This window comes from Candidatus Sysuiplasma jiujiangense (assembly GCA_019721075.1).
Classification (GTDB): Archaea; Thermoplasmatota; Thermoplasmata; order Sysuiplasmatales; family Sysuiplasmataceae; genus Sysuiplasma; species Sysuiplasma jiujiangense.
The window spans coordinates 69,326-95,854 of record JAHEAD010000009.1 but is presented as its reverse complement, the minus strand read 5'-3'; the positions used below and the strand labels follow the sequence as shown (position 1 = coordinate 95,854).

The 26,529-nt window shown below is 53.1% G+C and carries 38 protein-coding genes; 29 read left to right on the top strand and 9 right to left on the bottom strand.

What is annotated here, in order from left to right; genetic code table 11:
* The first annotated feature begins 308 nt into the window (after positions 1 to 308).
* The 28 genes from KIS29_06730 (at position 309) to KIS29_06595 (ending at position 16,119) form a co-directional block, all read left to right on the top strand.
* Positions 309 to 1,310, top strand: a complete 1,002-nt coding sequence (locus KIS29_06730) for a 50S ribosomal protein L3 (protein MBX8640015.1) — start codon at positions 309 to 311, stop codon at positions 1,308 to 1,310.
* A gap of 6 nt (positions 1,311 to 1,316) precedes the next feature.
* Complete coding sequence (gene rpl4p / locus KIS29_06725) at positions 1,317 to 2,123, top strand: 50S ribosomal protein L4 (GenBank protein MBX8640014.1); 807 nt, start codon at positions 1,317 to 1,319, stop codon at positions 2,121 to 2,123.
* A 1-nt stretch (position 2,124) separates the two neighbouring features.
* Entirely contained in the window at positions 2,125 to 2,427 is a 303-nt protein-coding gene (gene rplW / locus KIS29_06720; protein MBX8640013.1) for a 50S ribosomal protein L23, read from the top strand.
* Positions 2,428 to 2,437: 10 nt separating this feature from the next.
* Positions 2,438 to 3,136 carry a 50S ribosomal protein L2 gene (locus KIS29_06715; protein ID MBX8640012.1) on the top strand — a complete coding sequence of 233 codons (699 nt, stop codon included), beginning with the start codon at positions 2,438 to 2,440 and terminating at the stop codon, positions 3,134 to 3,136.
* A gap of 4 nt (positions 3,137 to 3,140) precedes the next feature.
* The gene (locus tag KIS29_06710; GenBank protein ID MBX8640011.1) at positions 3,141 to 3,599 is read left to right on the top strand and encodes a 30S ribosomal protein S19; all 459 of its coding nucleotides are present in this window, start codon (positions 3,141 to 3,143) and stop codon (positions 3,597 to 3,599) included.
* 9 nt (positions 3,600 to 3,608) lie between these two features.
* The gene (locus KIS29_06705; protein ID MBX8640010.1) at positions 3,609 to 4,055 is read left to right on the top strand and encodes a 50S ribosomal protein L22; all 447 of its coding nucleotides are present in this window, start codon (positions 3,609 to 3,611) and stop codon (positions 4,053 to 4,055) included.
* Between the two features lie 9 nt (positions 4,056 to 4,064).
* Positions 4,065 to 4,787: a 30S ribosomal protein S3 gene (locus KIS29_06700; protein MBX8640009.1), complete on the top strand. Its 723-nt coding sequence runs from the start codon at positions 4,065 to 4,067 to the stop codon at positions 4,785 to 4,787.
* Positions 4,784 to 4,984, top strand: a complete 201-nt coding sequence (gene rpmC / locus KIS29_06695) for a 50S ribosomal protein L29 (protein ID MBX8640008.1) — start codon at positions 4,784 to 4,786, stop codon at positions 4,982 to 4,984. Before KIS29_06700 ends, rpmC begins: the two co-directional genes overlap by 4 nt.
* Positions 4,984 to 5,283: a stress response translation initiation inhibitor YciH gene (gene yciH / locus KIS29_06690; GenBank protein MBX8640007.1), complete on the top strand. Its 300-nt coding sequence runs from the start codon at positions 4,984 to 4,986 to the stop codon at positions 5,281 to 5,283. The genes rpmC and yciH overlap by 1 nt, the downstream gene beginning before the upstream one ends.
* Entirely contained in the window at positions 5,280 to 5,540 is a 261-nt protein-coding gene (locus KIS29_06685; protein ID MBX8640006.1) for a ribonuclease P protein subunit, read from the top strand. Before yciH ends, KIS29_06685 begins: the two co-directional genes overlap by 4 nt.
* Positions 5,541 to 5,873, top strand: coding sequence for a 30S ribosomal protein S17 (locus KIS29_06680; GenBank protein ID MBX8640005.1), 333 nt, complete (start codon positions 5,541 to 5,543; stop codon positions 5,871 to 5,873).
* Positions 5,870 to 6,268, top strand: coding sequence for a 50S ribosomal protein L14 (locus KIS29_06675; GenBank protein ID MBX8640004.1), 399 nt, complete (start codon positions 5,870 to 5,872; stop codon positions 6,266 to 6,268). The genes KIS29_06680 and KIS29_06675 overlap by 4 nt, the downstream gene beginning before the upstream one ends.
* 7 nt (positions 6,269 to 6,275) lie before the next feature.
* A complete protein-coding gene (gene rplX, locus KIS29_06670) occupies positions 6,276 to 6,629 on the top strand; it encodes a 50S ribosomal protein L24 (protein ID MBX8640003.1) in 354 nt (117 codons plus the stop codon).
* Position 6,630: 1 nt separating this feature from the next.
* Positions 6,631 to 7,338 (top strand): 30S ribosomal protein S4e, encoded by a 708-nt coding sequence (locus KIS29_06665; protein ID MBX8640002.1) that lies wholly within the window; start codon positions 6,631 to 6,633, stop codon positions 7,336 to 7,338.
* A gap of 5 nt (positions 7,339 to 7,343) precedes the next feature.
* On the top strand, positions 7,344 to 7,844 hold the full coding sequence (locus KIS29_06660; protein ID MBX8640001.1) for a 50S ribosomal protein L5: 501 nt from the start codon (positions 7,344 to 7,346) through the stop codon (positions 7,842 to 7,844).
* Positions 7,841 to 7,987, top strand: coding sequence for a 30S ribosomal protein S14 (locus tag KIS29_06655; GenBank protein MBX8640000.1), 147 nt, complete (start codon positions 7,841 to 7,843; stop codon positions 7,985 to 7,987). The genes KIS29_06660 and KIS29_06655 overlap by 4 nt, the downstream gene beginning before the upstream one ends.
* Before the next feature lie 10 nt (positions 7,988 to 7,997).
* Entirely contained in the window at positions 7,998 to 8,387 is a 390-nt protein-coding gene (locus tag KIS29_06650) for a 30S ribosomal protein S8 (GenBank protein ID MBX8639999.1), read from the top strand.
* A gap of 10 nt (positions 8,388 to 8,397) precedes the next feature.
* Positions 8,398 to 8,949, top strand: coding sequence for a 50S ribosomal protein L6 (locus KIS29_06645; GenBank protein MBX8639998.1), 552 nt, complete (start codon positions 8,398 to 8,400; stop codon positions 8,947 to 8,949).
* On the top strand, positions 8,946 to 9,614 hold the full coding sequence (locus KIS29_06640; protein ID MBX8639997.1) for a 50S ribosomal protein L32e: 669 nt from the start codon (positions 8,946 to 8,948) through the stop codon (positions 9,612 to 9,614). Before KIS29_06645 ends, KIS29_06640 begins: the two co-directional genes overlap by 4 nt.
* A gap of 5 nt (positions 9,615 to 9,619) precedes the next feature.
* Positions 9,620 to 10,078, top strand: coding sequence for a 50S ribosomal protein L19e (locus KIS29_06635; protein ID MBX8639996.1), 459 nt, complete (start codon positions 9,620 to 9,622; stop codon positions 10,076 to 10,078).
* Entirely contained in the window at positions 10,075 to 10,560 is a 486-nt protein-coding gene (locus KIS29_06630) for a 50S ribosomal protein L18 (GenBank protein ID MBX8639995.1), read from the top strand. The genes KIS29_06635 and KIS29_06630 overlap by 4 nt, the downstream gene beginning before the upstream one ends.
* Positions 10,561 to 10,576: 16 nt before the next feature.
* Positions 10,577 to 11,266: a 30S ribosomal protein S5 gene (locus KIS29_06625; protein ID MBX8639994.1), complete on the top strand. Its 690-nt coding sequence runs from the start codon at positions 10,577 to 10,579 to the stop codon at positions 11,264 to 11,266.
* Positions 11,263 to 11,760: a 50S ribosomal protein L30 gene (locus tag KIS29_06620; GenBank protein ID MBX8639993.1), complete on the top strand. Its 498-nt coding sequence runs from the start codon at positions 11,263 to 11,265 to the stop codon at positions 11,758 to 11,760. Before KIS29_06625 ends, KIS29_06620 begins: the two co-directional genes overlap by 4 nt.
* Entirely contained in the window at positions 11,741 to 12,166 is a 426-nt protein-coding gene (locus KIS29_06615) for a 50S ribosomal protein L15 (protein ID MBX8639992.1), read from the top strand. Before KIS29_06620 ends, KIS29_06615 begins: the two co-directional genes overlap by 20 nt.
* Before the next feature lie 23 nt (positions 12,167 to 12,189).
* The gene (gene secY, locus KIS29_06610) at positions 12,190 to 13,812 is read left to right on the top strand and encodes a preprotein translocase subunit SecY (protein MBX8639991.1); all 1,623 of its coding nucleotides are present in this window, start codon (positions 12,190 to 12,192) and stop codon (positions 13,810 to 13,812) included.
* A 2-nt stretch (positions 13,813 to 13,814) separates the two neighbouring features.
* Entirely contained in the window at positions 13,815 to 14,507 is a 693-nt protein-coding gene (locus tag KIS29_06605) for a DUF106 domain-containing protein (GenBank protein ID MBX8639990.1), read from the top strand.
* Between the two features lie 129 nt (positions 14,508 to 14,636).
* Complete coding sequence (locus KIS29_06600; protein MBX8639989.1) at positions 14,637 to 15,167, top strand: AAA family ATPase; 531 nt, start codon at positions 14,637 to 14,639, stop codon at positions 15,165 to 15,167.
* Positions 15,124 to 16,119, top strand: coding sequence for an RNA-guided pseudouridylation complex pseudouridine synthase subunit Cbf5 (locus KIS29_06595; protein ID MBX8639988.1), 996 nt, complete (start codon positions 15,124 to 15,126; stop codon positions 16,117 to 16,119). The genes KIS29_06600 and KIS29_06595 overlap by 44 nt, the downstream gene beginning before the upstream one ends.
* Positions 16,120 to 16,138: 19 nt before the next feature.
* Here the strand turns inward: KIS29_06595 and KIS29_06590 are convergent, their stop codons facing one another.
* The 7 genes from KIS29_06590 to KIS29_06560 form a co-directional block, all read right to left on the bottom strand.
* Positions 16,139 to 17,128, bottom strand: coding sequence for a hypothetical protein (locus tag KIS29_06590; GenBank protein MBX8639987.1), 990 nt, complete (start codon positions 17,126 to 17,128; stop codon positions 16,139 to 16,141).
* A gap of 24 nt (positions 17,129 to 17,152) precedes the next feature.
* A complete protein-coding gene (locus KIS29_06585; protein MBX8639986.1) occupies positions 17,153 to 18,304 on the bottom strand; it encodes a hypothetical protein in 1,152 nt (383 codons plus the stop codon).
* Positions 18,298 to 18,843 carry an NTPase gene (locus KIS29_06580; GenBank protein MBX8639985.1) on the bottom strand — a complete coding sequence of 182 codons (546 nt, stop codon included), beginning with the start codon at positions 18,841 to 18,843 and terminating at the stop codon, positions 18,298 to 18,300. The genes KIS29_06585 and KIS29_06580 overlap by 7 nt, the downstream gene beginning before the upstream one ends.
* A gap of 86 nt (positions 18,844 to 18,929) precedes the next feature.
* A complete protein-coding gene (locus KIS29_06575) occupies positions 18,930 to 19,088 on the bottom strand; it encodes a hypothetical protein (GenBank protein MBX8639984.1) in 159 nt (52 codons plus the stop codon).
* A 225-nt stretch (positions 19,089 to 19,313) separates the two neighbouring features.
* Positions 19,314 to 19,832 carry a Holliday junction resolvase gene (locus KIS29_06570; GenBank protein MBX8639983.1) on the bottom strand — a complete coding sequence of 173 codons (519 nt, stop codon included), beginning with the start codon at positions 19,830 to 19,832 and terminating at the stop codon, positions 19,314 to 19,316.
* Between the two features lie 324 nt (positions 19,833 to 20,156).
* Complete coding sequence (gene aspS / locus KIS29_06565; protein MBX8639982.1) at positions 20,157 to 21,452, bottom strand: aspartate--tRNA(Asn) ligase; 1,296 nt, start codon at positions 21,450 to 21,452, stop codon at positions 20,157 to 20,159.
* An 84-nt stretch (positions 21,453 to 21,536) separates the two neighbouring features.
* Complete coding sequence (locus tag KIS29_06560) at positions 21,537 to 22,718, bottom strand: NAD(P)/FAD-dependent oxidoreductase (protein ID MBX8639981.1); 1,182 nt, start codon at positions 22,716 to 22,718, stop codon at positions 21,537 to 21,539.
* Positions 22,719 to 22,934: 216 nt separating this feature from the next.
* Here KIS29_06560 and KIS29_06555 point away from each other — a divergent pair, with 216 nt between their 5' ends.
* Positions 22,935 to 23,372: a GNAT family N-acetyltransferase gene (locus tag KIS29_06555; GenBank protein MBX8639980.1), complete on the top strand. Its 438-nt coding sequence runs from the start codon at positions 22,935 to 22,937 to the stop codon at positions 23,370 to 23,372.
* A gap of 18 nt (positions 23,373 to 23,390) precedes the next feature.
* Here KIS29_06555 and KIS29_06550 read toward each other — a convergent pair whose 3' ends face one another.
* Positions 23,391 to 24,911: an ATP-binding protein gene (locus KIS29_06550; protein ID MBX8639979.1), complete on the bottom strand. Its 1,521-nt coding sequence runs from the start codon at positions 24,909 to 24,911 to the stop codon at positions 23,391 to 23,393.
* 38 nt (positions 24,912 to 24,949) lie between these two features.
* Positions 24,950 to 26,281, bottom strand: a complete 1,332-nt coding sequence (locus KIS29_06545) for a DNA primase (GenBank protein ID MBX8639978.1) — start codon at positions 26,279 to 26,281, stop codon at positions 24,950 to 24,952.
* Between the last annotated feature and the right edge of the window lie 248 nt (positions 26,282 to 26,529).

The window sequence follows — 26,529 nt, the reverse complement described above, 5'->3', positions numbered from 1 at the left end:
TATACTACTAACTATTTAGACTCTTCGGTCCGAGCACACTGGCAATTCAAAAATCGAATCAAAAACGCTTATTTTCCTAACCCTTTATGGCCGCCATAGTCATTCAGCTTATCTTTAAATACAACTACCGTTTAGCAATTCTACCCTTCAGGGTGACCAGACGCATTTGGGCAATGCACCGCATCCCGACAAGATTCCGTCTGATGCTTTCTTACGGAATCGGAGGCGCCACGGTTGCCTGAGTCGCAAGGGACCATTCGAAGTAGACGCCGTACCTGTGACAGGCGGCGCTGTGAAGGTGTTAGTTAATGCCAAACAGAAGGAGACCAAGACGAGGCTCAATGGGCTACTCGCCGAGAAAGAGGGCCAAACGGGAGGTGCCGAAACTGGATTCATGGCCCGAGGCAGCCGGAGGACCGAGAATTCAGGGTTTTGCGGGCTACAAGGCAGGAATGACGCATGCTATACTTGTTGATTACAGGGCCTCTTCGACAACAGCCGGCCAGGAAGTCCAGGTTCCGGTGACGGTCGTCGAGACGCCGCCATTGCGTATCGCCGCTGTGAGGATATACAGCCGCGGTGGCAACGGCCTCCAGACGGCCGGTGAACTGTGGTCTGAAAAACCTGACAGGGAACTGTCCAGGCTTTATGAAATAAAAAAGAACAGAAATTTTGCTCAGGAAGTTGAGAATTTCAAGAAGATCGAAGGCGAAGAGGTAAATATCATAGTGCATACACAGCCCTCGTTTGTAACCGGTGTCCCGAAGAAGAAGCCGGAACTCATGGAAATCAGGATAGGCGGCGGCTCTTTTGCCGAAAGACTGGAATACGGTCTTTCCGTTCTTGGAAAGGACCTCAATGTCAGGGATTATCTCAAGGACGGGGATGTTGTGGATGTTATTGCCGTTACGAAAGGAAAGGGCTTTCAGGGTGCGGTAAAGAGATGGGGTGTGAAGCTGCTGTCCCACAAGAACAGCAAGCACACCAGAATGATAGGCACACTCGGTCCCAAGAGGCCCGGTTATATTTGGCCGACCGTCCCGCAGTCGGGCCAGATGGGATACCATCAGAGAACCGAACTCAACAAGCGTGTACTGAAAATAGGGGACAATGGCGAGGAGATAACACCGAAGGGCGGTTTCCTCAATTATGGAAAAGTCTCAGGGTCGTACCTCCTGCTGCATGGAAGTATTCCGGGCCCGGCAAAGAGGCTGATACGGCTGAGAGATACAGTACGGCCGAGACTCACAAAGGTCAAGGAAGCGCCGTCGCTCACTTACATATCGACAGAATCCAAGCAGGGGGCATGATGGAATATGGCTGAAAAGAAACTTGAGGAGCAGGTCACCGCACTCAGGGAAGGACACGTCTTCGTGTATTCACCTGGCGGAAAGGCGGCCGACCAGGTGCAGCTGCCTGTCTGCTTTTCCACATCTTACAGGCCAGACATAATAAGGAAGGATGTCGCGGCAGCCGCATCAAACAGGAGGCAGCCGTACGGACCGAAATTCAGGGCAGGAATGCACCATTCCGTGGAGACCTGGGGAAAGGGCAGGGGCGTGGCAAGGGTCCAGCGCATCAAGGGACAGTCCACTGCCGCAGAGTCTCCAAACAACGTCGGTGGCAGGAGGGCACATCCGCCAAGGCCATGGAAAGACTGGTCAATGAAGGTAAACGCGAAGGAAAGAAGGCTTGCCCGCATGTCAGCCCTTGCGGCAACCGCGAATGCCGAAATCGTCCGTTCCAGAGGACACAGGTTTTCCGAGGAGCTTTCACTGCCTGTTGTGTTGGAAGACAGTATCGAGGAGCTCAGCAAGGTGGCGGAATTTGAACAGCTGCTGGGTTCCCTCGGAGTGGTTGACGATATTGTAAGGGTCAGGAACGGAAGGCATGTCCGGGCTGGAAAGGGAAAGATGAGGAACAGAAGGTACAGACAGCCTGTGGGTCCGCTCGTAGTTCTTTCCTCTCCCGATGTCGCACTCGCAAGGAGTGCCAGGAATCTTGCAGGTGTCGATGTGATCACTCCTGGCCAGCTCAGTACAGAGATGCTTGCTCCAGGCGGGGATGCGGGAAGGCTTGTCATATTTTCCAGGAAAGCACTGCAGAATCTGGGAGGGAAGTAGCATGCCGAAGGAGCGGAAGATCACTGATGAGTACACGGTTCTCGTGCATCCGTATGTGACAGAAAAGACAATGAACGCGATGTCCGGGACATCAAGACAGAATCTCAGGGACGGCAACAGATTGGAGTTTGTTGTCAGGACAGATGCGACCAAGCAGGAAATAAAGCAGGCGTTCGAGAAAAGGTTTGAGGTTAAGGTGGAAAAGGTGAATGTCAAGATCCGCTCGGACGGCAAACATGCGATAATACTGCTGAAGGAAGGCTACTCCGCGGAGGACATAGGCGTGAGAATTGGCGTAATATGAGGTAGTTGAAATGGGAAAGAGATTAAGAACGCAGAGAAGAGGCGAGGGTTCTCCGAACTACAGGTCACCCAGTTTCAGGCATCTCGCGCCCGGAAGGCATCCCCAGATCAGGGAGGGCAAGGGAAAGGTCATGGACATACTGCATGCGCCGGGAAGGAGCACGCCCCTGATGCTTGTCGATTTCGGCGGACAGAAGGAATATCTCATTGCTGCCGAAGGCTCGTTTGTTGACCAGGAAATTGCGGTGGGGCAGGAGGCACCGATTGAGAGGGGAAATATAATACCCGTAGGCTCCATCCCGGAAGGGACTCTCATCTATAACATAGAGCTGAAACCGGGAGATCTCGGGAAGCTTGTCAAGACAGCGGGTACGTCGGCGACCGTGATCAGCCATGGGACCGAGACAACAGTCCAGCTTCCTTCGGGCGGCTTCAAGAGGATAAACAACAGGTGCTATGCCGCAATCGGTGTTCCCGCGGGCAGCGGCAGGATTGACAGGCCGTACGCCAAGGCCGGCAAAAAGTATCACGCTCTTTCTTCCAAGGCAAAGACACACATTAAGGTGAGCGGCGTTTCAATGAATCCCGTCAACCATCCGTTTGGCGGCGGTTCACATCCTCATGTCGGCAGACCGAGTACAGTTCCGCGCGGCGCAAGGCCCGGGCAGAAGGTTGGCAGGCTGTCGCCTCAAAGGAAGAAGAAGGAGTGATTAAATGGCTGAAGAAACACTCGAAAGCAAGCTGGCCAAGAAGAGGACAGGGAAGAAGAGGTCCAAGGTCACAGTCAGAAGAAAGAAGGAATTCACTTACCGCGGACACTCGCTGGAGGAAATGCTCGGCATGACACTTGCGGAAATTCTGCCGATCCTTCCTGCCAGGGCAAGGCGTTCCTATAAGAGGGGTCTCAACAGGGAACAGCAGTCATTCGTGGACAGGCTGAAATCATCGAACGGCGAGGCAGTGAAGACACACCGGAGGGAGATATTCATACTTCCGGACTTTGTCGGCAAAAAGGTTGCAGTCTACAACGGAAAGGAATTCAAGGAAGTTGAAATCAAGGCCGAAATGATAGGCCATGCACTTGGAGAATTTGCGCAGACCAGGCGTTTCACGAAGCATTCGGGACCGGGTGTCGGTGCGACCAGAGGCTCCAAATTCCTGCCGCTCAAATGAGGTAAGAAAATGTCAGGTTATACACAGCAGACAGATCCGGATACAACATCCAGAGCGCTTGTGAAGGACATTGACATTTCACCCAAGCATGCGCGCGAAATTTGCCGCTCGCTGAGAGGAAAGAAGGTGGACACAGCGCTCGGATATCTCGACGACATCATCGAATTGAGGAAGGCGGTGCCCTTCAGGCGTTTCAAGAAGCAGGTGACCCACAAGAAGGGCATCGGACCAGGAAGGTTTCCTGTGAAGGCTGCTAAATTCGTGAAAAGGGCGATAGAGGAAGCACAGCACAACGCAGAATACAAGGGACTCGATTCGGACAGCATGCGCATACACACAATAAGCTCTCACCTGGGCCAGCCGTTCGACTTTTTCAGGCCGCGCGCATTCGGGAGGAGCGGGCAGTGGAAGAGGCAGCGCGTGATCATAGAGGTAATACTTGAAGAAATCAAATGAGGAAGACAGATGAGTGGAGAGAGAAAGTTCATCAATGAAAACACGAGACGCGTACTGCTGAAGGAGTACATGATGAAGGAGGTTGACAGGGCGGGCTTCGGTGGTATAGACATTCAGAGAACGCCTCTGGGCACACGTGTCACGCTTGTGACAGAGCGTCCGGGACTGGTCATCGGAAGGAAGGGCGGCGTGATCAAGTCGCTTACCAGGCAGATGGAGGAGCTCTTTGATTTCGACAATCCGCAGATAGAGGTCCAGGAAGACCAGAATCCCAACCTCAATGCCCAGATTATGGCAAAGAAGCTTGCATTTGCACTGGAGCGCGGATGGCATTTCAGGAGAGCCGGTCATTCTACGGTAAGACGTATAATGGATTCAGGCGCAAGGGGATGCCAGGTCATCATATCGGGAAAACTCACCGGCCAGCGCCACAGGACTGAAAAGTTCAAGGAGGGGCATATTAAATACTGCGGCGAGCCGAAACGCCTGTTCATCAGGGAAGGTTTTGCCGCTGCAAAGCTGAAACTGGGCATCATAGGCGTCAAGGTGCAGATAATGGCTCCCGATGCAAAACTGCCCGATGAGATCACGATCAGCGAGCCTGGAAAGGTGGGAATTGAGGTGCCGGCCGAGCAGCCGCCCGTTGCAGAGCAGGCTGCGGCCGAAACTGCGGCGGAGACACCGCCTGCGACCGCAGACGGGCATGAAAACGGGGGTGAAGAGCCTAAATGAGTCTTGTGAAGGCAAAGGAAGTCAGAGCCATGAGGAAGGAAGAAAGGGCTCAGAAGCTGAAGCAGCTCAGGGATGAGCTGATGACAGAGAGAGGTCTTTCCGCGATGGGTGGTGCGCCCGCAGACCCGGGCAAGATAAGGGCGCTGAGGAAGCAGATAGCGCGCATACTCACGGTGGAAAGGGAGGAAGAAAGTTAATGGCAGGAATATGTCCAACGTGTGGTTTACCCGAAGAACTGTGCATGTGCGAGCAGATAGCAAGAGAACAGCAGTCTATAGTCGTTTACACAGACAACCGGCGCTATGGCAAGGTCGTGACTGTGGTTGAAGGATTCAACACTTCAGACATAGATATCGAGGCTCTGGCGAAGAAGCTGAAGATGAAATGTGCGTCCGGCGGAACTGTCAAGGACGGCAGGATTGAACTTCAGGGAGATCATAAAAGAAGGGTCAAGGAAACGCTGGATGAAATGGGTTTCAATGCCACTGTCAGGTGATTAATCTGAAAGAAAGAGGTTTTCTCAGGGGCGAATTCATAGGCGAAAGTGTTGTCGTCTGCGACAGCAGCATGAAAGAGATGGCGAGAGGAACTGTCGTCTGGGAAACAAAGAACATGGTGCATATCGGCAATCCTGAAAGGAAATTTTCCAAGAAGGGGCACATGTTCATCTTTCAGACGGAGAACGGCAGGGCAGTGGTGGAAGGTGCAAAGATAGCGTTCAGACCCGAGGACAGGATAAAGAGGCTGAGATGAATGGTAACAAGGGATATAGGCGTAACAAAATGGAAGCCGGCTGCAGAATGCAGCGACAGCAAGTGCCCCTATCATGGAAGACTGTCCGTGAGGGGCCAGTCGATAATCGGCAGGGTGGTTTCGGCAAAGATGAAGGGCACCGTCATTGTCGAGAATGAGCACAGGAAGTTCAGTCACAAGTATGAGCGGTATGAGCGGAGGAGAAGGCGGTATCCTGCCCATCTCCCGGGGTGCATCCAGATCCGGGAAGGGGATGAAGTAAGGATAATGGAGTGCAGACCTCTGAGCAAAACAGTGAGCTTTGTCGTCATAGAGAGGAGCGGATCAGCATGAAGGGACTTGCCGGAAAGCAGATGAGGGGAATGAACACCGGCGGAATACTTTCAGTCATAGACAATTCGGGCGCCAAGATGGCACAGATAATTGCCGTTCCCGGATATCACGGCACAATCAGGCGTTATCCGAGAGCAGGCATCGGTGACATCGTTGTTGTCACGGTCAAAAAGGGGACGCCGGAAATAAGGAAACAGGTTCTGTATGCAGTGATAGTAAGGCAGAGACGTCCTTTCAGGAGATCAGACGGGACGATGGTCCAGTTTGAGGACAATGCGGCAGTCATAACGACCGAAACAGGCGAGGCCAAGGGAACAGATATCAAGGGCCCCGTCGCGAGAGAAGCTGCGGAACGCTGGCCGAGAATCGCGGCTGTCGCCTCAATGATAGTGTGATGCAAATATGACGGAGAACAGGAGATTGCAGAGGAAACGTATATTCACCGCCCATGTTACGGCAAGGAGGAAGCAGATGGTCCTGCCGCTGAGCGAGGAGCTGAGGAAGCAGCGGAACATAAGCAGGGTGCCGGTCAGAAAGGGCGACACCGTTGTCGTCGTCAAGGGAGACAGCGACATACGCGGGCTTGAAGGCAAGGTGTCAAAGGTCGACACACGCAGGCGGAAGATCCTTGTTGACGGCGTTACGATTGCCAAGGCAGACGGAAAACAGGCTGCAAGACCGCTGGCATATTCAAACCTGATGATCATCGCTCTGGCGGTTGACCAGAAAAGAAATATTTCAAGGGAGGAGAGCTGAAATGTCCGGAAGGATCAAGAGGATGGCGGCGCCGCAGCGATGGCCGCTTAAGCGGAAAACCGACTACTGGATAGTCAAACCCTCAGCCGGACCGCATGAGACGGAATTTTCTCTTCCCCTTCTCATGGTTGTCAGGGACACGCTGAAGCTGTGCAACAATGCAAGGGAGGCCAGAGCCCTGATCAACGCGGGGGCATTCTCTGTCGACGGGCGAATCAGAAAGGATTACAGATACCCCGTCGGCCTGATGGATGTGCTGACGGTAAAGGGCGAGGAAGGCGGATACAGGATGATTATAGACAGGAGGAAGAAACTGCATCTTGTGCGCATACCGCCCGAGGAATGCAGCTGGAAGATATGCAGGGTGGAGGGAAGGAGGACGCTCCCCGGAGGCAGGCCGCAGATCCTGCTGCATGACGGCAGGACAATCCTTTCCGACATATCAGTCAAGACCGGCGACGCGGTGAGGATCGGATTGCCGGAACAGAAGATTGTCGACGTGATGCAGCTTAAGCCCGGGGCAAAGGCACTCGTCACCGGCGGTTCCCATGTGGGGGAAATAGCCACAGTCTCAAAATTCGAAAAGTGGAGAAATCCGGCTCCAAATCTGGTCTATTTCAAGGAAGGTTTCTCCACGGTATGGAGAAACGTGTTTGTTGCCGGGGATGAGGTCTCTTCAATAAAGGCTGTGGAGGTGCCGGCATTATGAATCCGATGAGGGCACCGGCAATTGACAAGGTCGTTGTCAATATAGGTGTAGGGGAAGCGGGCGAGCGCCTTCTCAAGGCACAGAAAGTGCTTGAAATGGTTACTGGCCAGTCGGCAGCCGTCACCTATTCCAGGCGGACCAACCGTGATTTCGGCATCAGAAAGGGACAGAATATCGGATGCAAGACAACACTCCGGGGAGAAAGGGCAATGACATTCCTCAGGAAGGCCCTCTGGGTGAAGGAAAACAGGGTGAGTCTCTATTCGTTCAGCAGCGACGGTAATTTTTCATTTGGCATACCGGACTATACAGATTTCGAGGGAATGAAGTACGATCCTGAAATAGGTGTTTTCGGGATGGATATAAGCGTCTCCCTGAAAAGGAAGGGATACAGGATTGCACGTCGCCAGACAAAACGGAGGAGCATACCTGCCAGACACCGCATGACACTGACGGAAGCGGTTGCATACCTGAAGGAGCATTTCAGCTTGGAGGTGCTTGAATGAAGCCCAGGAAGGAATTCGGCAGGAAGGCGGGATGCAGGAGATGCGGAAGGAAGAGGGGCATAGTGAGAAGATACGGGCTGCACCTGTGCAGACAGTGCTTCAGGGAAATTGCCCCGCAGCTTGAGTTCAGGAAATATTCCTGAGGTGAACAGTATGCAATCTGATCCATTAAATGACGCAATGTCGACAATAAAGAACGCGGAGGAAAGGGGTAAGGACGAATGCGTGATACGCCCGGCATCAAAGCTCATAGGGCATGTGCTGAAAGTCATGGCAGAGAACGGCTATATCCGCCAGTTTGAGCTCGTTGACGACGGCAGGGCCGGAATCTTCAGGGTCGTCCTTGCAAAGAGAATAAACAACTGCGGTGTGGTGAAGCCCCGCCATTCTGTGAGGAAGATGGATATCGAGCAGTACGAGTCAAGATACCTTCCCGCACAGGATTTCGGCCTTCTTATAATGACGACCACAAACGGTGTCATTTCGCAGTTCAAGGCAAAGGAGCTTGGTGTGGGAGGAAAGCTCCTGGCGTACGTCTACTGAGGTGTAATCGATGGCAGTAATCGGCAGAGCGGAGAATGAAATACAGATACCGGACGATGTAAAGCTGTCAATCAGCCCGGATGCCGTAACCTCAAAGGGGAAGGCAGGCGAAATAGCCAGGAAGGTGAATTTCGGCAGGGTGGATGCCAGTATTTCCGGAAAGACACTGAAGCTAGGCATTGAAATGCCCTCAAAGCTGGAGCTTGCAAATCTCAACACCATAACATCCGAGATAAGGAGCATGATTGAAGGCGTTTCCAAGGGATTCGAATACAGACTCAGGATTGTCTATGCCCATTTCCCGATTAAGGTTCAGGTGAAAGGCCCGGAGGTAATGATTGAAAACTTCCTTGGCGAGAGGCATCCGAGGAGGGCAGCCATTGTCGGCGGTGCGAAGGTCAGCATATCGGGAGATCAGGTCACTGTTTCTTCACCGTATATCGAGCATGCGGGCCAGACTGCCGCCAACATAGAGCGCGCCACGAGGATCAAAAACTATGATAAGCGCGTGTTCCAGGATGGAATATATATTGTGTCGAAGGCAGGGAAGGCGGTATCATGAAGCTTGAGGAGATTGTTGGACAGGACAGCGAAATGCTGAAAAAGCTCTCCGACGCAGGCATCACGGATGAAGGTGCTCTCGCCGAGCGGCTCGAGGATGAAGAGAAGGCGGCCGAGCTTCAGACCAGCATCGGCGCATCGGATGCAGAGTTGAATTCCTGGAAGGAAAAACTCGGCATTGAAGCGAACGGCGCCGAAGAGGAAGCAGCCGAGGAAAAGGAAACTGTTGTCGCCGAAACTTCAAAACTCGAGGAGGAAGGCAAATACCATCCGCACCGGAAACCTTCACTCACACCGGCGCTCAGGGACGCGCTCAGGAAGAGAGCGGAGACAGCCGCAAGAAGGCCGGCATTCCACCGCGCCGAATATTACAAGGCGGACAGGATCGGTCTCAAGTGGAGGAGGCCGAGGGGAAACCAGGGCAAGATGAGGCTTGCGGTCTACTACAGGCCGAAGCTGGCATCCGCAGGCTACGGTTCCCCGGCAATGGCGAGGCATCTGCACCCCTCAGGCTTTGCCGAAAAGATTGTTCATAACGCCGGTGAGCTGGAAGGCGTTGATCCGAAAACAACAGCAGTGAGGATTGCCCACTCCGTCGGCACCAGGAAGAGGAATGAAATTGTTGCAGAGGCCGAAAGGCTGCAGATAAGGGTTCTCAACGGGTGATATCAATGGATCTGAAAAATCAGAAAAGGATGGCTGCCGGCATATTGAAGTGCGGCGGTTCTCGTGTAAAGATAAACCCCAACAGGATTTCAGACGTCGCCGATGCCATCACCAGGGCGGACATCAGGACAGCAATCCAGTCCGGCAGCATCTATGCCGTTCCGCGGAAAGGCAACTCCAGGGGAAGGATCAACAGCAATCTGGAGCAGAAGATGAAGGGAAGGCAGAGCGGCAGGGGATCGAAGAAGGGTACGTTCAATACACGCGCACCGAAGAAGCAGAGATGGAAGAAAACAATAAGGGCGATGAGGGAACAGCTCAAATCGTACCGCGACGGCGGGAGAATCGACCGCTCCACCTACAGGAAATTTTACAGGCTCACCAAGGGAGGCATGTTCAAGGGCAGAAGAAACCTTGAAGAGCACCTCAAGGGTGAAGGTCTGCTCAGGGAGGAAGTGAAATGACAGGACCGCGTTACAAGGTACCGTTCAGGAGAAGAAGGGAGGGAATCACAGATTATTCCCACAGACTCCGTCTGCTCAAGTCGGGAAGCCCGAGGGCGGTTGTCCGCTGCAGCAACAGGTACTTCACTGTTCAGTTTATCAGTTTTGATCCTTCCGGAGACAGGGTCATTGCGACGGCGAACAGCATTGAACTCAGGAAGTATGGCTGGAGCGGCGCAGCCTCAAACGGCGCCGCAGCCTTCCTGACCGGTATGCTGGCGGCGGCGAGGGCAAAAAAGCATGGTGTAAGCGAGGCCATCCTCGATGTCGGCATGATTAACCCCCGGAAGAACGGCAACATGTATGCCGCACTCAGCGGCATGCTTGAAGGCGGGGTGGAGATACCGCATGACGACTCGATTGTTGTGCCGGCGGCACGTATCGAGGCGCTTTCGGCAGGTCATGGAAATATATCTGAAATCAAGACAAAGCTGGTGAAATGAGTTGCAGAATGAGACATTGCCATGGACGCCGAAAACAAAACTCGGCAGGCTTGTTTATGAAGGAAAGATTACCTCTATATCACAGGCGCTCGGTTCAAAGCTCCCTCTCAGGGAACCGGAAATCGTCGACATGCTTGTTCCGGACATGGCGGACGAGGTTGCCGATGTAAAGATGGTCCAGCGTATGACGGACAGCGGCAGAAGGGTCAGGTTTGCCATTACATGTGTTGTCGGTAACAGGGACGGAATCGTCGGCGTCGGCCGCGCCAAGGGCAGGGAAGTGGGACCGACGATAAGAAACGCAATACAGGATGCAAAGCTCAATATCATCGAAATAAGGAGAGGATGCGGCTCATGGCAGTGCGGCTGCCTGACCGCGCATACCCTTCCGTTCAGGGTGGAAGGGAGGGCCGGTTCGGTCACGCTTTCGCTCAGGCCGGCCCCCAGGGGCGTTGGCCTTGCGGTCGGGAACGTCGCAAAGACTGTAATCTCGCTCGCAGGCATATCTGATGCCTGGGGATTTACCAACGGTCACTCGAAGACAACGCTCAACTTCACGTATGCGGCGTTTGATGCGCTGAAGAAGACCGTCAGCTACCGTGTGTCTTCAGACCAGCTCGAAAGGCTGAAGATAAGGTCCGGGATAAGCAGGGTCCATGTCGTCGAGACGGAAATACCGCCGGCGGGCACGGAGGGTGCTGAATGATGTATGCGGTCATACGAGTCAGGGGTCACGGAAAGATAAAGCGCAAGGCAGTTGTGACACTGGAACAGATGCATCTGAGCAGGGTCAACCACATGGTTCTTCTTCCTGAAACGGAAACGACGCGGAGGATGCTCCAGATAGTCAAGGATTATGTCACCTGGGGAGAGATCAGCGGGGAGAGCATCGAAAAACTGATGAATTCAGCATTCCGGCTTGAAGGGGACAGGAAACCATCGCCGGGTGAGATCGAGAAAGCTTCCGGGATGGACAGGCAATCGCTCGTCCGGTCCCTCTCCGAAGGCAGCAAACGCCTGCCGGATCTGAAGCTCAAGAAGGTCGTGCGGCTCCATCCCCCGAGGCAGGGATGGGAGGCTGTCAAGAAGGACTATGCGACCGGCGGCTCCCTCGGTTACAGGGGCGGGGAGATAAACACGCTCATAGGGCGCATGATACCAATGGGAGGAGTGAACGGAAATGGTAAGCAGAACGAGTAAGTTCAGGGGCTCAAGGACGCACGGCAGGGGAAAGAAGTCGGGAAGGGGGGCAGGCATACATGGCGGCAGGGGAAATGCGGGCCTGCACAAGCACAAGTTCATGCATATGCTGAAATACGATCCCGGCCACTTCGGACCGCGTGGATTCAAGCGCCCCCTGAAGATGCTTGACGAGAAGAGGGCGATAACCACAACCGTACTGGAATCCGTTCTGCCCCGGCTGGTTTCCGACGGCTTTGCGAAGGAACAGGACGGCAAAATTACTGTCGATCTCGGTGCAGCAGGCTACGACAAGCTCATTTCTGACGGCAGGATTCACTCGGCAATTCATGTCGCCGTCGCGGCTGCGACTCCAAAGGCAAAGCAGCATATTGAAAAATCAGGCGGAAGTGTGACACTTAAATAGCTTGGCGTTTTATGTGATTTAGAATGGCGAACGAGGAGAAAAAAAGTCTTCTTTACAAGCTTAAGCCCTTTACAGACAGGCTGCCGGCAATAACAAAGCCGGAGGGGCATGTCCATTTCAGGACAAAAATGCTCTGGGTCATACTGATCATATTCCTCTACTTCGTCATGACAAATGTCTATATCTACGGTCTCGACAGGGCGACCACCATCGATCTTTTCGCGCAGTACAGGGCAATCATTGCAGGTGCCTCCGGTTCAATACTCCAGCTGGGAATAGGCCCGATTGTCACGGGGTCCATAGTGATGCAGCTGTTCACTGGCGCCAAGATAATCAATCTGGACCTCACTGACGACGAGGACAAGGCCGTTTACCAGAGCACACAGAAGTTCGTCGTGCTCATAATGATATTTGTGGAGGCGATACCGCAGGTTTTCGGATATCTTTCCCCCTCGCCCACATTCGTCCACAATATAGGCGCTGCCGCCTCAAGGATATCGGTGCTGGGCGTATATCCGCTCCTGGACAGCGGCAAGTCCCTTTCGCAGATCATAATCATCGGGCAGCTTTTTGTCGGGTCATACCTGATATTCCTCATGGATGAAATAGTATCAAAATGGGGGATTGGAAGCGGCATCTCGATGTTCATTGCAGCCGGCGTGTCGCAGCAGATATTTACCGGCGCACTCAACTGGTATCCTGCCCCGGCCGCATCCAACGGTATTGTCGCAACGGGACCGTTCGCAAGTGCACCGGTCGGGACGATCCCTAAAATAATATACGTGCTGTTCAACGTCCCGGCCGGCCAGCTGAGCAGCAGCGGTTTTGAAACGCTGATGCTGGGCCAGCCCAATCCGGTGACGGCACTTATCGGGACGATAGCGATCTTCCTCATTGTTGCCTGGACCGAATCGACAAGGATTGAACTACCGCTTGCGCATGAAACAGCCAAGGGAGCGAGAGGCAGGTATCCGATAAAACTCATCTACGCTTCGAACATACCGGTAATACTAGTTGCTGCGCTTCTTGCGAACGTCAGCATGTTCAGCTACCTACTTTGGACGAACCCCGCAATGATGAAGATACCCCTTATAGGCCACCAGGCATGGCTGGGAACATATGCCGCGGGCAGCACAACGCCGACAGGCGGTATCGCATGGTATGTCAGCAATGTCAACGGCCTTTCCGACTGGCTGCTTCCGATGATAAGCCCGGTATACGCCAACGGAAGTCCGCAGCTGGAGGGGCATACATTCATACAGTTTGCTGCCTGGATAGGCGCATTCACGCTTGTCTACGTCCTGGGGTCGATACTTTTCGCCAAGTTCTGGATAGAGACAACCAACATGGGACCGCAGGCCGTTGCGGAGCAGATTGAAAGCAGCGGCATGCAGATTCCCGGTTTCAGGAGGGACCCCCGTGTCATGAAGAGAGTGCTTGAGCGTTACATACCGACAGTGACCGTTCTGAGCGGAGCACTGGTGGGTTTCCTGGCGGTAGGTGCTGATCTGATCGGCACTGTGGGCAACGCCACGGGCGTAGGACTGCTGCTGACCACCGGCATACTCATCCAGTTTTATGACGCCATAGGCCAGGAACAGATGATGGAGATGCATCCTGTGCTGAGACAGTTCTTCGGGGGATGAGCATGGCATCAGCGCAGAGCAGGCAGCCGCCGCAGCAGATGCCGCAGGGAACGGGACAGATGTTCATTGTCATGATATTCATGCTTGTGATGCTGTTTGCCTTCCTCAACCCCTCCGTACGGGCGGTTGCCGTAAGGGTCACGGGCGACGTGCTCGATCCGCTCATCGGTTTCGGCGGCCTTTATCCTACAATCACGATCATGTTTGCCGAACTGGTTGTCGTCCTGCTTGGAACATCGCTCCGTGTCATCTACACTGATTTCATCCAGCAGGCAAGGATCCAGAAACATCTTGCAGCACTGCGCATCCACCACAGGCAGGCGATGAAGGAAAGGGATCAGGTGAAGCTGAAGAAGATTCAGAAGATTCAGGGTTCCTACATGATGGAAAACACGCAGCAGATGAACAGGCAGTTCAAGGTAATGCCAATAACGATAATAGTCATTTTCCCCCTGTTCGCCTGGCTCAGCGTATTTCTCCTTGCGCTTCCATATCCTGTTTTCGCTGTTCCGTGGGCAGCCAGGGTGTATTTCGGCCAGTCGATCATCTTTTTCCCGGCGTGGGTGTTCCTTTACGGACTTCTCGGTCTTCCGTTCACAATCGTGTATCAGCGTTTTCTGCGCTATTTCATACTGAAGAGAAGACTTGAACGGTTGAATACGGCCGCAATGAAAAAGCCCGCCGAGAACAGCTGAATTGCCGGTCCGCACGCGCCGCCCTGCATTCCGGGACAGTATGTTCGGGCCTGCACGGACTATTACGGACCGGGCAGGAATGGCTGCACCGGCAATCTGTTTTTATAGAGATTGCATTTAACATCCCGGATGATCATAACAGTGAGCGGTCCGGCAGGAAGCGGCAAAACAACGCTCGCCTCCCTGATTTCAGGGAAGCTGGGCTATAAACTCATATCCACCGGCTCGATATTCAGGCAGATTGCATCGGAGAGGGGAATTGGTGTCGTGGAGATGAATCTGCTGGCTGAAAGCGACTACGAGATAGACATTGCGCTTGACAAGAGGGTTGTTGCGGAAGCCGCCAGGCAGGCGGACTGTGTTGTTGAGGGAAGGCTTTCGTGCCACATGATAAAACGCGCCGGTCTCTCTGCACTGTCTGTCTTTCTCGATGCATCTTTCGGCACAAGAATGGAGAGAATTTCGGAGAGAGACGGCATCACGTATGAAGAGGCGGTAAGGCAGACATTGATGAGGGAGGAGAGCGAGAAGAGGCGGTATCTCAAAATTTACGGCATAGACAGGGATGACATGTCCTGTTACGACGCTGTCCTCGACTCTACCGCCATGCTCCCCGATGAACTGGCAGAGAACGTTATGCGCCGTCTTTACAGGGAGTGATCCTGTGGATGCCGACGGCGGTTCCTCCGCAGCCTACGGAAAAAGTCCGTCGCAGCGCACGCTGCAGGAGAAGCTGACATCCTCCATCATTGTTCTGGACAAGCCAAGCGGTCCCACGAGCCATCAGGTTACCTCATGGGTTTCAGACATACTCGGCGTGGAGAAAACAGGGCACAGCGGTACGCTCGATCCCGCAGTGACAGGCGTTCTGCCCATCGGCACCGGTTACGCGCTGAGGGCTCTTGATGTCATGAACTACCTCACAAAGGAGTACGTCGGTGTCCTGCGTTTTCATTCGGATGTTCCGCAGCGTGAGGTAGAATGGATTTTTTCCAAATTCACAGGCAGCATTTTCCAGGTGCCGCCCGTGCGATCCGCTGTAAAGAGAGAAAGAAGGACAAGGGAAATACGCTCGCTGAAGCTGCTGGAATCAAGAGAGAGGCGCTTCCTCTTCCGTGTTGAATGCGAGGCAGGCACTTATATCAGGACACTCTGCGTCGATATCGGAAAGGCATTGTGCACAGGCGCACAGATGGAAGAGCTGAGGAGGACAAGGGCGGGACCGTTCGGTGAGGACAGGGCCGTAACGCTTCACCAGCTCGAGGACGCCGTCTATTACTGGAGGAAAGGCGATGAAACGCGGCTGCGCGAAATACTCGTTCCATATGAGGAAATACTGTCGGCGCTTCCGTCAATAGTGCTGAAGGACAGCGCTGTCGACAGCATCTGCCATGGCGCCGATCTCACCGTGAAGGGAGTAAGGCGGATCAACGGAACAGTAAGACGGGGCTCGGTAATTGCGCTCCTGACTGAAAAGGGCGAGGGCGTGGCAATCGCAAGGGCACTCATGTCCGGCGATTCCATATCCAGCTCTGCGTCCGGCATTGCCTCCGATACGCTCCGTGTCCTTATGAGGCATGGGACCTATCCCGGATTCAGACGGAAGCCATGATGCGGCACTCCCCTGCGGCCTATCTTGGCCTGAAACTGTCAATCCGGCTCTGCATCCTTCTGCGCGCAACGCGCGCGCTTTTCAGAGGCATTGCCTCTATTCCAAGCTCGCTTTTCACCGAAGCTGCAAAATCGTCCGTGAAACCGTGGACAGTGTACACGATTTCGGGTCCGCACTTTTCGACAAAGTTCATCAGGTCGTTGTAGTCGCAGTGATCTGAAAGCGGGAAAGCCTCGTCGTAACCTCCCCCATGCCGGAAACCATTGCCGAGTGCCCATCCGGAAACAGTTGCCGTCAGGAGCTTCCTCCTGACAGAGGGTCTCACCGCCGAAAGGGACTTCCTCGAGGAGCAGATGAAGACAGATTCCGCCGAATGCGCTTCCTCCATGCTGCCGATCCACGGTGTGTCGCCGAAAATAATGCTGTTGTGTGACCGGACAGTTTCGTCGGCATAGAGCGGCAGTCCCTTCAAAATCACTTCGATTTCCTGCGCCTTGCCCAGCGGATACAGCGAAAAGAAGACTGGAATCGAGTGACTTATGGAGTCCGAAACCCAGTCCCTTATAACGCCCGAGAGTTCCACCGGATCGGGAAAAACGTAATCGGGACGGCCGTACGTTGTCTCAATCACGAGACAGTCTGTTTTTCTCGGTTCCGCCGGCTTCAGATAAACCTTCTGCCTTGTGCAGAAATCCGCCGTATAGAGGAAGCTGGAATCGCCGCGGATCAGCGTCATAACGGATCCTGGAATATGCCCTGCCTCGACAATTTCGACGGTGTCATCCTCGGCAGGATAATACCTCTTCCCTGTCCTGTGATATGCAAGCTCAATTGTCTCTGAGGTCGAAATGACCTTTCTGCCGCTTCCTCCCCTCGGCAGATGGTCAGAGTGGGCATGGGATATCACATTGACTATTCCGTCAACAGTTTTCTTCGGATCGAGGAGATACGACGAATCTCCCGTCTCGACTTCAATTCCGTTCCCGTTTGTTACTTTCAGTGAGGTCATTCCCTGCTGCCGCGGTTGGAACGGCTATCCCGTATTTGGTATTTGTCCGCGGGTGTCTGATACATCCGTTTTTCCGTAAATATCGAGGAGTTTATGGCGTATTTCACCCATGGTCAACCGTGTTTTGAAACCCTTGCTGTCGAAGTGCGTCCTGACTGCGGGGGTCTCGGTAGAAAGAAGCCCGAGCAGTTCTTCCCTTTTCGGCATGCTGATCCTGAGCATCGATGCAATCTCGTCCATTCTGTAAAACAACGGCGGCGCATCACATTCATTCTTCCACATATCAATCCATTTCGCCAGTCTCTTTCCTGTGCCTGACCCGTCAGGGACACTGAGTGAGTTCAACGTATTTCTGTCGTGCAGGGGTCCGATCCACATCGGTCCTGCGGCCCTGGCATCATACTCCAGGTCCACCCTCCTCTCGCCCGTCCTGCTGTCATAATGCGCGTAGCCGATTGACTCGAGCTGCTTTTCAGCTCTTGTCCCCCCATCCGCGAACCTGAAATAAATCCTGAAATAATGGTCGGCATAATAGGAAAGAAGAGGGTATGCGGCCCTGTCATATGATGCTGCCATCCGCACGACATAACCTGTCAGATTCCTCAGGCCGACCTCATGCATGAACGGCCATCTCCCTGCCCTGCATAGATATCTTCTTTCAGAGCCGCGGGCCGAGCCGCACAGGACTGCCGCATCGGTGGCCGTGATTGCCATAATCCCGCCGCCGCTAACCGACTGTACCGCCGCCGGTATGTAGCCGGCAGGGGTGCCGAACGGATCAATGTCGATGTAGTCGAAATGTTCCTCGGCAAGCAGTGCCTGAGCCCTCCTGGAAGTAATCCTGATGCCGTCGAGGCCAAGCCTTCTGAAATTCTCCCTCATCAGGGAAGTGGCGTTCTTTTCAGTGTCGTTGCAGGTAATCCTGAGACGGAGCGGTATTTCAATCGCAATTCTCGCGGATCGTATGCCTGTTGCGCCGTTTGCGTCGAGTACCCTGAATCCGTCGGAGGCTGTGCCCGCAAGGAATGCGATGCATACGTCCCTGTTGAACTCCATCTGCCTGTTGTAGAACGCGCTTCCTGTTATGCTGCCGGGGCCGTTTAAATTGTAGTCCGAGGGAACGAAGTAGTTAACCTTCCCTTCGGTGACTTCGCGCAAATCGTCATTTTTCACCATAGCTGACCTTTCATGAGCTTCATCACCTTGTAAGGAAGGAGGTTTCTGTTGATCGGCGTAACCTCGAGTATCCGTATGTCATCCCTCTTCCTTATATCCTGCAAAAGCGGGTTTCTCGACTTCTTGTGCAGCGTAAGTATGACAGGCTTGTCAAGATCCAGCACGTTCTTGACCTCGTCGACAAACTTCTCGCTTTCAACTTCGAGCTTTCCGACCTCGTCGACGATTATGACGTCCGCCTTCTCCTCCGCATCCGCCAGTGCCTTTACCCCTATGCTCTCAAGAACGGTGAGATCGACTCCGAATTTCTCATACATGTATCTCGACTCGATGTCTACATGCGCAAGCGTTCCGCTTTCACCTGTCATTTTGTTGTATATGCGGAGGCCCTTTCTTCTGCCGTTTTCCACAATCGGCTCGGTAACCATGCCGCCGACGGTCTTCCCCTCCTCCTCCAGCATTTCCACAAGTTTCAGGAGGGTGCTGGTCTTTCCTGAGCCCGGAAGGCCGGTTAGCCCTATTTTGACCACCTCAGCCATCTATTCCACCAGAGCCCGCACAAGCATGGCCGCGCGCTGCGAAACCGGAATGGCTGAAAGAAATTCCATCTTCATACACCTTGGATTCAGATCTTCGCAACTTCGCTCTTCCCTTCATGCATCGTGCCTGTTACCGGGACAGATAAGGGCAGATTCAAATCGTTCTCCAGGAACCCGGGCCAGGGTTCACATTCTGTAATGCATTCGCTGTCGCCTGTCATTTCCTGTGGATTTTTCAGTATCAAATGTAGCACCCCTCGGGAATCGCCCAGTGCAAAAACGCTCCAAATGATGCATAGCACTGCCTGACACAGTTCAACAAAGATGAACCAATCCCCGTCTGAGCCTCGAGGGTGTATTGCCGAAGGATTATTTAATTGATTTTAGGGACCATGCTCATAAATACCACGCCGCAACCGCCCGCATGCACCCCGCCGCGGATTGCTGCCGGACCCTGTAGCAGCCCGCGATCACATCATTTCGCTGAAGTAATCTACAAACGAACTCAACTTCATCCCCTCTGACCATTTCATAATTCCGTTCCCGTCCTCCGTCATTCCGATTTTGGGAAGCTTCCTGAACAGGAGTGCCTGTATTCCCTTGAGGCCGTCGGATGAATCCTGAATCGTGAAGAGCCTCCATGGATCAGAATCGGCGTTTTTCAGCCTGTATGCATATGCAGGAACGAGTGCCGACTGTTCGCAGAGTTCCCTCATGCGTGCTGCCTGGAAAGCAAGCTTTTCACTCCGGCTGAAACGGAAAACATCGCTCCTTGAGCTCTTGACTTCTATGGGGAATGCAAAATTTCCCCTTACGGCCAGAAGATCAACGCCGAAGGATCCTGCAGCCCGTATCACAAGAAAGTGCTTTCTTCTGAGCTTCTGGTATGACTCCCTTTCCGCAGAAGGAAGGGTCCTGGATATCCTCTCGATGAAGGCCCCCTCCCCGCCGAGGATCCCTTTCAGCTCTCTTTCGTATGTATCTCCCATCTTCAGTCGCGTTATGTGTTTTTAAATATATTATCTTGCCATCACTTTCAGTTGCCAAGGCCCGCAGTTTTTCTCAGGCAACATGCCTCTGCCAATTTCCGCGGCCGCCTGCGATCTTCACACCTTTCGTGCGTCTTCATGCCGTGAAAAGATGACTGACCTATGTGCACGGCAGTGGCATAAGGTGTCTTCCCATTGTTTGTAACATGCTCCAGATAGCAGCATCTGTAAAATGTATGTCCCCTGCAGCTGCCGTCTTCCGCCGCGTGTACATGAACATGCCTGCCAATGCCTCCCAATTTGCAGATATGACCGAGTGTACATTCAGGGTGCCAGCCTGGTCCTGTCCCTTGGAAAAAGAATTGCCTCCCTTATGTTTCCCAGTTTCAGGTATGAGTTTACGAGTCTGTCAAATCCGAGACCCCAGCCCCCATGCGGCGGCATCCCGAATCTGAAAGCTTTGAGATAAAACTCGAACGCGCTGATTTCAAGATTTTTCTGTTTCATTCTCGATACAAGCCTGTCGTACCTGTGCTCCCTCTGCCCTCCGGAAGCCATCTCAGTCCCGTCGAATTCAAGATCGAATGAGAAGGACATGCCGTTGCCGTCCTCCATTACATAAAACGGCTTGATCGAAGCCGGATACATTGTGATGAAATACATCGAATAGCCCTTCTCTTTCATTATCCTGCCAATCAGTTTCTCGCTTTCCGAGTCGAGATCCTCTCCTTCCCGTATTTCCTTGTGCTCCGAAGCAAGCAAGTCGAGGCATTCGCTGTACCTGAGACGCGGGAAGGGAGTCTTCGGTATTTCCGGAGTGAAACGGGATGGAAAGCGCTCCCTGATGAATTCGGCCGTCCTGGAAATTGTGTAGACCATCAGCTCCTGCAGCGTGTTCAGCACGTCCTCAAGGCCGTCGATGAAAGCAATCTCTGCGTCGAATGAGACGAATTCGGATGTATGCCTCACCGTGTCGGACAGCTCCGCCCTGTAGGCGGGCGCAATCTCATAAACCCTGTTGAGGCCTGTAGACATGAGTATCTGCTTGTAGAGCTGTGGACTCTGCGCCAGGAATGCCTTCTTTCCAAAATAGTCAACCCTGAACAGCGTTGCTCCACCCTCCGCGCCTTCGGAAACGACCTTCGGAGTGAAAACCTCAACAAAACGCATCTCCCTGAGCTTTTCACGCATTCTGTACGACATTTCAGCCCTGACCCTGAATATCGCACTCTTCTCTTCCTTACGGAGATCAAGGAATCTGTTGTCGAAGCGTGTTTCGGCTTCAGTTCCGACCCTGTCGACAACTCCCAGCGGAAGTGGGGCTCCGGCTGCGGAAAGAACAGTTATCTCATCAGGTATGAGCTCAAAGCCCCTTCCCGCCTTTTCTGATTTCCTTATCTTCCCTCTGACTTCTATTACGCTTTCCCTCTGGACGCCCTCAAGCGCCGAGATGACTTCCGCTGGCGCATTCCTCCGGACTACAGTGACCTGCACCGCACCGTATCCGTCTCTCACGATGTAAAACGATATTCCGCCAAGATCCCTGATGTCTTCAATCCATCCGCCAATTTTAACTTCTCTCCCGTCGAGTTCGGCGCTTATCGTATCAGAAGTTGATATTGAAGGCAATCAGGCACACCGTAAGAGTGCAGAATATGCTTGCATTTATATCCTGTGTTTCCACGGCATGGCTAATGCCGTGTCTCAGAGAAACTCTTCAAACTCCTTTACAAGTTCGGGATATTTCTGCTGTATTGCCCTGAGTATGTCGAGCGTGGTCATTCTCTTCATGTCCACTTTCGTCATTGCATCTACAAGCTTGTCGAATGTTTCATCGTCAAGTTTTGCTATCTTCTCCTTCATCAGGTAGTTTCTGTAAAGGTGTTCCTCCATCCTTTCGCGCCATCCGGTTTCGTAGGCGTCCATCATCTGCTGGCTGAAATCGTTGCGCTCAACAGCTCTTCCCGCAACCTCACCCGCTATCCTGCCTGCGACGCACGCGTTGTAGATTCCGCCCCCGGTCACTGGGTCTATCATCCTGGCAGCATCCCCCACGAGCATGAATCCGGGAAGTGCTGTTTTTTCAAGCGGTGGACTGATGGAAACACCCCCGGCTATCTCCATGATCGGTTTTCCTTTTCTGAATTCCGGATGTTTTTCGATGAACCTGTCAAGGTACATCTTTGCCTCACCCGGACCCCTGATTTTGCTTGTCTGAACACCGATACCGACGTTCGCGACGTCATCGCCCTTCGGAAACATCCAAATGTAGCCGCCCGGTGCAATGTTTCCGATAAAGAAGTCTGTATAGCGCCGGTCGATGTCGACGTCCACGAGTGTGTATTCATAGCAGGAATCAACGTCCTTCGGTTTCAGATTTGTGTTGAGGCCGGCCCATCTTCCCACCTGCGACTCGAAACCATCCGCAGCTATCACCACATTGCTCCTTATGCTGAATTCTTTTCCCATGGAGCGGGCCCTGATCCCTTTGATCATACCATCCTCCCTGATGATGCCCGTTGCAGAAGTCTTGACCATCACTTCAGCGCCTGCGGCGGCAGCATGCTGCGCAAGAGTCATGTCAAACACGTCCCTGTGTATGACGTAGCCGCACTCGTTTCCGGCGCGGCTTTCGTCCACTGTCAGCACTGTTCCGTTGGGTGAAATTATGCGCGCGCCGTCAACCTCATTGGCTATCCACTTGCTGCTGGGCTCTATTCCAACGTCATCAAGCCACCTTTTTGCTATGCCCTCCCCGCATCTGACAGGTGTTCCTATCTCCTGCCTCTTCTCGATCAGAAGGGTAGAGCAACCCGATTTGGCGGCGTATTTTGCGGCAACGCTCCCGCCGGGACCGGCGCCGACAACGACAACATCATAATTCATTCCCATTTTATCAGCGAACTCCTTCGTTAACCATCACATGTGTCTGCCGCATACTGTTATTCCCTGATGGCGAGGCTATTGCATTGATTATTTATAACCATAGCTCCGGAGTGCCAGTGTGAATATCAGCCGTCCCTGGGCGCTGCGGCGGTGTATATTGCGCGCTGAAGGCGATTCAAAAAGAAAATAAAAGCGAATGTGTTTGCAATCACGAAAATGGCAGAAATCAGGGAATTCCGCTCCGAGGACGTCGAAAGCGTCTCAGAACTCGTCCTTGGTTCACTGGGAGAATTCTATCCGAGAACACTCTATCTGGAAAAATCCCGACAGTGGAATGAAGGTTTCATGGTGGCGGAGGAGGGGGGAAGGATTATTTCCATGCTCCTGGGCGCGCTCGAGGGACGATCCGAATCAAGGATACTCATGTTTGCCGTGGAGACGCCATACCGGAACAGGGGCATCGGGTCAATGATGATGCTCGACTTCATGAAGAGATCCGCTGTCCGTGGGGTCAGGAGGATAACGCTTGAAGTCAGAAAGAGCAACATCGGCGCAATCCGCTTCTACCAAAAATTCGGCTTCCAGATTGCCGGCGTGCTGAGCAGGTATTATTCGGATATGGAGGACGGCTATCGGATGGTGCGCCAGCTCTGACTGTCAGGCGATGCAGTATCAGCCATATCCGGGTTTGTTGTTTTCCTGGGAAACTTCGTTTTCATACCAGTAGTCGTTTCCTGCATGCCGCTGCGCGGCTGTCATCTCGTCATTTACTGCTTTGTAGAAATAGCCGTATTTGTCCTTGATCTGCTCCTCAACCGGCCGCGCTCTCTTGAGGGCCAGCCTGATGTGCCTTTCCTCCATGAGGGTGCTTCCGTCCATCACCGCTATATCTCCGGCTGCCCTCACAACACCTCCGAGTTCCCTGAGCCTGAGTGTAAGTGCATCGTCCTTACCGTCAATGGATTTGGCACGCCTGGACGCCTCCTTTATCAGTTCAGCCAGAGCCTCGGGCGTCGCGTGCGGTATTTTGCCGTCCTTCTGTATCTCCTGGGCGACAAACTGGGCTATCTTGGCACGGTTTTCCTCCGTGTCTTTCATTGTCGTTTCAAGCAGCACCTCATAGCCGGTCCCTACGATCCTCGAACGCAGCGGAGAGATAATCTGCTGCAGATCCTGTATGTTGCACGATGCTACAAGTATGAAATCGCACGGTACATTGTCGACGCGGACAGCAGCACCTGCGCTCTGAGGATTGTGCCCTTCTATCGGAAAGACCTTTTCCTGCATCGCAGTGAGTATATACCTCTGCAGCTGGCCAAGGTGAGGCAATTCATCGATATAGAGGACGCCTTCGTGCGCTTCGTGTACTGCGCCGGGTATCACCCTCTCATAGGGCTGTGTGCCAAGCTGACTGTGCCCTCCGTAAGGGTCATGCCTCACATCCCCGAGAAGTTCGGTTTCGCTCGCTCCGGCCACCATTATGAAATTGTTTCTCCTGTAAGGAACTATGACTTTGTGAGGACTCTGCTTTTCTATTGTCCTTCTCTTCTCAAGAGCCTTCTGGTCCAGAACCCTTATGTTGTCCCCGAACCGTTCATAGACGACGACCTCCTCCTTGTCAAATCTCTTTCTGGTTGTCGTCACTCTGTCTGTGCCAAAGCCCTGTCCCATCGTTATTTCGAACAGGTTTCCGAATATATCGCTGAACGGATTCCCCTGGCCCTGAAAGGTTCCCAGCATTTTCGATTTCTGGCATTTTGGGCAGTAGACCTCTCTCGGGGAGGAGTACGTTCCGCAGCTTCTGCACCTGTAACCGAGACGTTCGGCCACCGTAATCGGTGCCTCTGTCGGATCTATCACTTCGCCCCCGGCATACTCCCTGCTGGCCTTTTCAGCCTCCGTGTCTTCCCCGCGTTTCACCTCTACTGTGGGTCTTTCAGGATTTTCCGGGTTGTGAACGACACGAAGCTCCTGTGTAGGCGGCAAAAGATGAAGGGAAAGCGCGCGGGCAATCATGCTCTTTCCTACCCCGGGGGGTCCTACAAGGAGAAGGTTTCTTCTCTGCACTGCCGAAACCCTGGCAAGATTGACTGCCTCGTCCTGTCCTATTACCCTTTCAAGCGGATCCTGCGGTATTGAAATATCCTGTGTAGTGCTTATCTCCGAAATCAGCTGTTGCTTGTTTTCCTGCATCTACAGACCCGCGTACATCAACTCTTCTTCACGCTTAATTAACTTAACTCCTCTTTAACCCATATGCCCACGTTATCAGGCTGTTTTGTTATGCTGCCCAGTTTGCTTGCAACAAGCGTGCCGATTTTCTTTTCGGAGGCAATATCCAGTATGCGCTGAGTGATGATGCCGTCAAAGACAACGCTGCTGACCTTTCCGGCCTCCTGTTCCCTCAGGTTGTTTACCAGCTCCCTTACCGGAACTTCGACCAGTCGATTTCCCGAATCATCGAGAAGGACAGCTTTCGAATTTCCGGCCAGTGAATTGAGTATTTCCTTAAGATTTTCCTGTACGTCCGAAAGCAGATGCTCCGGTCTGACAGGCTGTGCCGCCTGCCTGCTGTCATTTTCTTCCTGCTGTGCTTCGTCCGGTCTGACCCTCTTCTCGACAACCTCCAACTGCTTGGGGTGATGATTGTCCTCCCTTCTCTTGTGTCCGGCCTCGCGTTCCCGCTGTTCACGCTGGTCGGGTGTCTGTACGTTGATACCGTACATTTCGACATACTGCTCGGCCGGCATCTTATTCCGGAGGCACTTCATTATCTGTTTCTGGGTGAGTTCCTCCACTTCCTGCCCTTTGGGAGCCCTGGCAATGAAATCGACTTCCGCAACCTGGAGAAGCTCTTTCAATATGAGTTCACCGCCGCGATCGCCATCGACGAAAGCAGTCACGACCTTTTCTTTTGAAATGTCCTGAATGGACTTGGGGACGTTTGTCCCCTCTACCGCTATTGTATTCCTTATGCCGCTCTTAAGCAGGTTAATTACGTCTGATCTTCCCTCGACGATTATTATTGCGTCGGAATCCGTGGCATTGGGCCCGGCAGGAAGCCGTTCCTTTCCGAAGTAGGTGAGTTCTTCTGTTTTTATGTTCTGTCTGACGGCCTCAAGCAGGTCGAGTCCGCTGGTTTTGGACTGTTTGGACATCTGTGTGAGCAGTTCCTTTGATCTTTCAATTATCTTGTTCCTTTTTGATATTCTTACGTCCTCGAGCGATTCAACCGCAATCTTCGCCTTGCACGGACCTATCCGATCTATTGTTTCAAGGGAAGATGCGAGTATTGCCGTCTCAATCTGGTCAAGGCTTGATGGTATCAGGACGGTGCCTTCCGATTTACCCATCTTTGAAGTAACGTCCACTTCAATTCTTCCGATCCTTCCCCCTTTCTGCAGATCCCTCAGATCAAGTTCCTCTCCGAGCAGTCCTTCTGTCTGGCCGAATATCGCGCCAACGACATCCGGCTTCTCGACTATTCCGTCGGCATTCAGCCGTGCCTGTATAAGGTATTTTGTTGTCGACGGGTCAATATTGATGTGTTCATTATTTGCCATCTCTTTCACTTCTTTTGTTTTTGGTTTCAGGGCGCAACCAGCATTTGAGGAAAACAATCTAGCCCTTTGTCACACAACGCTGCGCATCCGGTTCAACGGTTTGAAACCCATACGATGTGAATTTATGAAAGTCAGGATCGATTCCATAGCTGTCTGCCCGTTATCATCTATTTGTATCGGGTTATTAATGCTTTTGCCACCGCCGGGCGACTGGTGCCAACAGTATCGGAGATCAGGCAGGATTCGCT